The organism is Thiomonas sp. TH-17 (assembly GCF_057473305.1).
Window position 1 is genome coordinate 1 of the sequence record NZ_JBYCKI010000196.1, and the last position, 6,475, is coordinate 6,475.

General features: G+C 64.7%; 8 protein-coding genes. 3 read left to right on the forward strand and 5 right to left on the reverse strand.

Annotated features, from left to right (window positions below):
• Positions 1–246: SsrA-binding protein (locus tag AC2VLV_RS11665; RefSeq protein ID WP_486990147.1), on the forward strand; the 246-nt coding region annotated here is incomplete at its 5' end.
• A gap of 48 nt (positions 247–294) precedes the next feature.
• On the opposite strand, the gene nadA is transcribed toward AC2VLV_RS11665, so the two are convergent.
• Entirely contained in the window at positions 295–1,392 is a 1,098-nt protein-coding gene (nadA, locus tag AC2VLV_RS11670) for a quinolinate synthase NadA (protein ID WP_486990148.1), read from the reverse strand.
• Between the two features lie 194 nt (positions 1,393–1,586).
• Complete coding sequence (nadC, locus tag AC2VLV_RS11675; RefSeq protein WP_486990154.1) at positions 1,587–2,426, reverse strand: carboxylating nicotinate-nucleotide diphosphorylase; 840 nt, start codon at positions 2,424–2,426, stop codon at positions 1,587–1,589.
• A 283-nt stretch (positions 2,427–2,709) separates the two neighbouring features.
• Between nadC and AC2VLV_RS11680 the strand changes: the two genes are divergently transcribed.
• Entirely contained in the window at positions 2,710–3,525 is an 816-nt protein-coding gene (locus AC2VLV_RS11680) for a Crp/Fnr family transcriptional regulator (RefSeq protein WP_486990149.1), read from the forward strand.
• Between the two features lie 148 nt (positions 3,526–3,673).
• Here AC2VLV_RS11680 and AC2VLV_RS11685 read toward each other — a convergent pair whose 3' ends face one another.
• Together AC2VLV_RS11685 and AC2VLV_RS11690 are read right to left on the reverse strand one after the other, a co-directional pair.
• A complete protein-coding gene (locus AC2VLV_RS11685; RefSeq protein ID WP_486990150.1) occupies positions 3,674–4,297 on the reverse strand; it encodes a nucleotide-binding protein in 624 nt (207 codons plus the stop codon).
• Positions 4,298–4,382: 85 nt separating this feature from the next.
• The gene (locus tag AC2VLV_RS11690) at positions 4,383–4,973 is read right to left on the reverse strand and encodes a malonic semialdehyde reductase (protein ID WP_486990151.1); all 591 of its coding nucleotides are present in this window, start codon (positions 4,971–4,973) and stop codon (positions 4,383–4,385) included.
• 101 nt (positions 4,974–5,074) lie between these two features.
• Between AC2VLV_RS11690 and AC2VLV_RS11695 the strand changes: the two genes are divergently transcribed.
• Positions 5,075–5,503: a DUF1841 family protein gene (locus AC2VLV_RS11695; protein ID WP_486990152.1), complete on the forward strand. Its 429-nt coding sequence runs from the start codon at positions 5,075–5,077 to the stop codon at positions 5,501–5,503.
• Positions 5,504–5,554: 51 nt separating this feature from the next.
• Here the strand turns inward: AC2VLV_RS11695 and AC2VLV_RS11700 are convergent.
• Positions 5,555–6,475: single-stranded-DNA-specific exonuclease RecJ (locus AC2VLV_RS11700; RefSeq protein ID WP_486990153.1), on the reverse strand; the 921-nt coding region annotated here is incomplete at its 5' end.

Genomic DNA, 6,475 nt, shown 5'->3' on the forward strand with positions numbered 1-6,475 from the left:
ACCCATGTGCGGCCGGATGCGTCGCGTACGCGCAAACTGCTGATGCACAAGGATGAAATCCGCAAGCTCATCGGCAAGGTCGAGCAACGCGGCTACACCCTGGTGCCCATCAATCTGCATTACAAGGGCGGCCGGGTGAAGCTCGATCTGGCGCTGGGCAAGGGCAAGAAAGACCACGACAAACGCGACACCGAAGCCAAGCGCGACTGGCAACGGGAAAAGGCGCGCATCATGAAGACGCGGTAGCGCCTCAATAAAACGCGGTAGCGCGTTGGGTTGGTGCGTCGGCGCAAGCTACGCCGCGCCAATTCCCGGAACCAGACTGCCCGCAGGAGCCGCGGTCTTTTGCGCCGCGGTGAAGTCGAGCATGCGCTGCACCGGCAGGCGCGCGCGCGCCGCCAAGGCCGGGTCGAGTTCGATGGCATTGGTCCCGCTCTCCAGCACGCGGGCCAGCCCGGCCAGACTGTTCATCGCCATCCACGGGCAATGCGCGCAGCTCTTGCAGGTGGCCGCAACGCCCGCGGTGGGCGCGGCGATGAAGGTCTTGCCCGGGTTCTGCTGCTGCAGGGCGTGGAACATGCCGGCATCGGTGGCGACGATGAATTCGGGCGCGTCGAGTTCGCGCGCCGCCTTGAGAATCTGCGAGGTCGAGCCCACCACATCGGCCAGCGCCACCACTGCCGCCGGGCTTTCTGGATGCACCAGCACGCGCGCCTTCGGATGCTCGGCCTTGAGCAGTTCAAGTTCCAGCGCCTTGAACTCGTCATGCACGATGCACGAGCCCTGCCACAGCAGCATGTCGGCACCGGTCTCGCGCTGGATGTAGCCACCCAGATGGCGGTCGGGCGCCCAGAGGATTTTTTCGCCCCGGGCGTGCAGGTGGGCCACGATGTCAAGCGCGCAACTCGAAGTCACCACCCAGTCGGCGCGCGCCTTCACCGCCGCGCTGGTATTGGCATAGACCACCACGGTACGGTCGGGATGGGCATCGCAGAAGGCACTGAATTGCGGCGCGGGACAGCCCAGATCGAGCGAGCAATTGGCATCGAGATCGGGCATGAGCACGCGCTTGTCCATCGACAGCATCTTGGCCGTCTCGCCCATGAAGCGCACCCCGGCGACGACCAGGGTGCTGGCTTCGTGGCGGGCGCCGAAACGCGCCATTTCCAGAGAGTCCGCGACCAGGCCGCCCGTGGCCTGCGCCAGATCCTGCAAGTCGGGATGGGTGTAGTAGTGCGCCACCAGCGCCGCGTCATGCGCGTGCAACAACTCGGCGCACCGGGTCATAAGGGCGGCGCGTTCGGCCGGATCGGGCTCAGCGGGTACGCGGGCCCAGGCTTGGGACGTGCCGGTGACGGGGCTGTCGAAGGTGACGGCAAAGGTGGCGGACATGCGGGCTTCCTTTGAGCGAATGAGGGGGAGTCAGAGGGTGTGAATGAATCCGGCGTGGCCGAGCAGCGCGCCCAAAGGGTTCCAATCATGGCGCAAAGCACAGCCGTGCCCGTCGGCACGGCGAGCATTTGTAACGCCGAGTGGGACGATTTGGGTGCGATGAGCGGGCATGGCGGATTCGTTCACACCCTCTCTTAGACCGGAGTGAAGCGCATCGACAGATCGACGGCCTGCACGTCTTTGGTGAGTTTGCCCACCGAGATGCGGTCGATGCCGGTTTCTGCAATGGCGCGCACGGTCTGCAGATCGACCCCGCCCGAGACCTCGAGTACGGCGCGCCCGGCGTTGAGATGCACGGCCTCGCGCAACAGATCGAGCGACATATTGTCAAGCAGGATCATGCGCGCGTCCGCCGCCAATGCTTCTTCGAGTTGTGCCAGCGTTTCCACCTCGACCTGGATGAACTGCGCCTGCGCCGCGGCCTGCTGCGCCTGTCGCAGCGCCGCCATCACGCCGCCCGCTGCGGCGATGTGGTTTTCCTTGATCAGCACCGCATCGAACAGGCCCAGACGATGATTCATGCCGCCGCCCACGCGCACCGCGTACTTTTGCGCCAGGCGCAGCCCGGGCAGCGTTTTGCGCGTATCGACGATCTGCGCCCGCGTGCCGCGCACCGCGTCCACATACTCGGCGGTGCGCGTGGCCACGGCGCTGAGCAACTGCAGAAAATTGAGCAAGGTGCGCTCGGCGGTGAGCAGTGCGCGGGCATTGCCGCGTAGTTGCAGAAAGACCTGATCGGCCTGCAGGGCGCCGCCTTCCGGCGTCAGCCACTCCACATGGGCCGATGGATTGAGCGCGCGCACGCAGGCATTGGCCCACGGCGCGCCGCACAGCCGGGCCGCCTCGCGGCTGCGCACCGTGGCTTTCGCCACCGCATCTGGCGCGATCAGCGCGGCCGTCAGATCGCCCGTGCCCACATCTTCTTCCAGCGCACGCCGCACATCGCGCGCGGCCAGGGTTTGAACATCCATCATGGTGATCGAACCTTTCATCAAAGAGCTTCGGAGTTTATGCGCTGCGCCATCCACCCGAATTGAGCGCGTCATCCGTACCGCGATTTTCGAATGTCGCAAACATGCATCAATTTGTATCTTTGATGTGACAAATTGCCGCACTTTTGTGCGCTGCAAAAATCGACTTTACGCAATGAAGTTTTCAGAAAACAAGGGTTTTCCCTAGTTCCAACGGTGAAATCCCTATATTGACAAGGCAATATCAGTATTCGCTAATATTGCGCCAAGTCAAAGAAAGCCCGCTATGGAAACCCTCTTCGCCAAACCGCCCTCCAACACCGTCATTCCGCTGACCAAGCTGCGCAGCACCCTGCCGCGCAGCAAGGAACCCGCGGCCAACCGCATGGCGCATACCGAAGTGGTCAACGCCTGGCGCGGCGCCTCCGACTGCCGCAACTGCGGCGTGCGGCGCATTGCGCTGTTCGGCGCGCTGCGCATGGAAGACTTCGACACCTTCCATCAGGTCATCGACGACATGCAATATGCCCCCGGACAACAGCTGTTCAGCGAAGGGCAACGAGGCGACTGGCTCTACACCATCAAGACCGGCTATGTGAAGTTGGAGCGCGTGCTGCCGGACGGCACCCGCCGCATCACGCGCGTGGCGCGCCGCGGCGACCTCATCGGGCTGGAGTGCTTCATTCAGGAGCCCTATATGCACCACGCTTCGGCCATTGGTGCGGTGCGGGTGTGCCGCATTCCGGTGGAAGTGATTCGCAAAATGGAAGAGCAGGTGCCCAATCTGCGTCAGGAATTTCTGGAGCGCTGGCACCGCGCGCTGCGCGATACCGACGAGTGGGCGCTGCTGCTGGGCTCGGGCGCCATTCCCGCACGCATGGCTCGCCTGCTGCTCAAACTGGCCGACCCGGAGCTCAACGACACCATCACCCTGCCCAAGCGCAGCGACCTTGGCGCCATGCTCGGTGTGGCGCTCGAGACGGCCAGCCGCGTGATCGCCCAGTTTGAGCGCGACAAACTGCTTGAGCATGTCGGCCCGCGCCTGTTCCGCGTCAACCGCCCGGCACTCGGCCTCGTAGCGCAACCCGAACGCGCCGCTTGACCGCATCTGAGCGCATGGTCTGAGCGCCCCACTTTCATCACGCGGCTTGGTGCATACCCCAGAAAACCACGCCGCCCCCTTTCCTTGCAGCTTGGGCACATCCATCGGAGCGATTCCGGGATGTGCCTTGTTTTTTGTCACCGCTCCATCACGCTGGCCGCTGTAGCCAGTGGGTGATGGGCTGCCATTGCTCCAGGTCTTTGGCCGCCTGGCTGGGCGGCAGATCCCACAGGGTGAGGCCGTGCGCGGCCATTTGCGGGTACAGCGTGGTCTGGCGCAGCGTGGCCAGCATGGGCAGGCCGCTTTGCGTCACGAACGCCTGCAACTGTTCGGCGGCATGGGTGCGCGGGTCGATGCGCACCCCCACCAGACCCACGTCGAAGCCGTGTTTCTCGCGCGCATCGCGCAGTTTTTCCAGGAATTCCTGCGTGGCGTAGATGTCGAAAATCGAGGCCGAGAGCGGCACCAGCACTTTGTCGGCCTGTTTCATCACGTCGCTCAACCGCCAACCGTGCAGCCCGGCGGAGGTGTCGATGACCGCGTGGGTGGTGCCCTTGGGCGGTTTGGCGATGAAGTCGTGGCTCATCTCCCAGGTGTCGATGCGCGGCAGCGCTGAATCGCGCAGCGACAGCCAGAGACGGGCCGATTCCTGCCGGTCCGAGTCGCCCAGCATGACGGCATGACCTTGACTGGCGAAAAATCCGGCAAGCTGCGTGGAGAGGGTGGATTTGCCCACCCCGCCCTTGGGATTGGCGACAACGATGACCGGCATGAGGCGTCCTTTCTGCTTTGTGTTCTGGTGATGGGTACGAAATTACCAGAACCGACGCACAAACTCCACGCCGTGCAGACACGCCCTATGCGATGCGGCAAGCCTGCTCGAAGCTCAGGCGCGGGCTGCGGGGAAACAGCGCGCTAGCGTCGCCATAGCCGAGGCTGCACACAAAGTTGGCCTTGACGTCAGTGCCGGCGAAGAATTCGGCGTTCACCGCATCGGCGTCAAAGCCGCTCATCGGGCCGCAATCCAGGCCCAGGGCGCGGGCGGCGAGGATGAAATAACCGCCTTGCAGGCTGGAATTGCGCATCGCGGTCTCGGCGATCAAATCCGGCTTGCCCGCAAACCAGTTGCACGCGTCCTGGTTATGCGGAAAAAGCTGCGGCAGATGTTCGTAAAACGCCAAGTCCATGCCGATGAGGGCCGTCACCGGCGCTTTGAGCGTCTTGGCCCGGTTGCCCTCGCTCATGCAGGGCGCGAGGCGGGCCTTGGCCTCCTGCGACTGCACGAACACGATGCGCGCCGGGGAGCAGTTGGCCGAGGTTGGCCCCCATTTCATCAGGTCGTAGAGCTGTTGCAGCAGGTGCTCGGGCACGGGCTGGTCCAGCCAGACGTTGTGAGTGCGGGCTTCGTCAAACAGTTGGCGCAAGGCGCTGGCGTCGATCATGGGCATGATGATTCTCGTGAGTGAACAATGTTGAAATGTTCGCTCAAAACCGATTTGTAAGTGCGTGCGAATCCCGGGCGGATCGGCTGCAGGACAATACGCCCACCATGTTCAATCCCAGCAAAGACGAGGTTCGGCAGTTTTTTCTTTCCGCCTGGCAGCGGCATCGTGCGGGCGGCGTGCTCACGCCGCTGGAACTCATCGCTGCAGACTGGATGGAACTGCACCCCGAATACCACGCCGAACTCTCCGACCCGCAAAGCGCCAGCCGCGATTACGCCGTGGAGCAGGGCCGCACCAACCCTTTCCTGCATCTCTCGATGCATCTGTCGATCGCCGAGCAGGTGTCCATCGACCAGCCGCCGGGCATCCGCCAGGCCTTTGAGCTGCTGCGCAGCAAGCTGGGCGAGCACGAAGCGCACCACGCCACCATGGAGTGTCTGGGCGAAATGTTGTGGACGGCGCAGCGCAGCGGTCTGCCGCCCGATGGCACCGCCTATGTGGACTGCGTGCAGCGCCGCGCAACGCGCCGCTGATCGCCCCTTGGGGCAAGAGACGGGCGCGGCGAGGTTTGCGGGCGCGCGTCTTCAGCCTTCGACGGCTTCGAGCACCAGTTGCACCTGAGTGATGCCTTGCCAGGTATTGCTCTCCAGCCGGTAGGCGATGCGCGCCTCATCCGGCAGAAAGTCGGTGCGGCCCCAAGCCACGAGGTCGAACTGCGCATCGCCGGGCGCGCCCTCGCTGTCGAGCAGGCGCACCTTGGCTTTGAGATGCCGTTCGCCGAGCAGACGCTGCTGTCGCACCTGAACCCGGGCGCTGAACAGCGGCGCGGCGAAGCCCTGCCCCCACACCTGCGCAGCAAGGAGCGACGCCATTTCGGGCAGCAGCCATTGCACGGGCAACGGCCCGTCCACCTCGATGCGGCGCTGCAACTGGGCCGGCGCCAGCCATTCGGCGGCCACTTGGGCAAACGCGGCGCGAAAGCGCTCAAAGCCATCGTCCACCAGCGAACAGCCGGCCGCCATGGCATGGCCGCCGAAGCGCAGCAACAGACCGGGCTCGCGCTTGGAGACGAGATCGAGCGCGTCGCGCAGGTGAAACCCGGCGATCGAGCGGCCCGAGCCGCGCAGCGTGCCATCTTCGGCCGGAGCGAACACAAAGGTGGGGCGATGCTCGCGGTCTTTGATGCGCCCGGCAACGATGCCGATCACGCCTTCGTGCCAGTTGGGCGCGAACAGGCTGATGGCGGGGGCGCTGCCGTCTGCGCTCTGCCCCGCGCCGAGATCCAGCCCCTCCAGCCCCTCCAGCATGGCCAGCGCCTCGGCCTTGATGCCGTCTTCGATGCTGCGCCGCTCGCGGTTGAAGGTATCGAGCATCTGCGCGAGTTGCAGCGCGCGGGCGGGGTCGTCTGTGGCGAGGCACTCGATGCCTACGGTCATATCGGCCAAGCGTCCTGCGGCGTTGATGCGCGGCCCCAGCGCAAAGCCCAGATCGGCGCTGTTCACCCG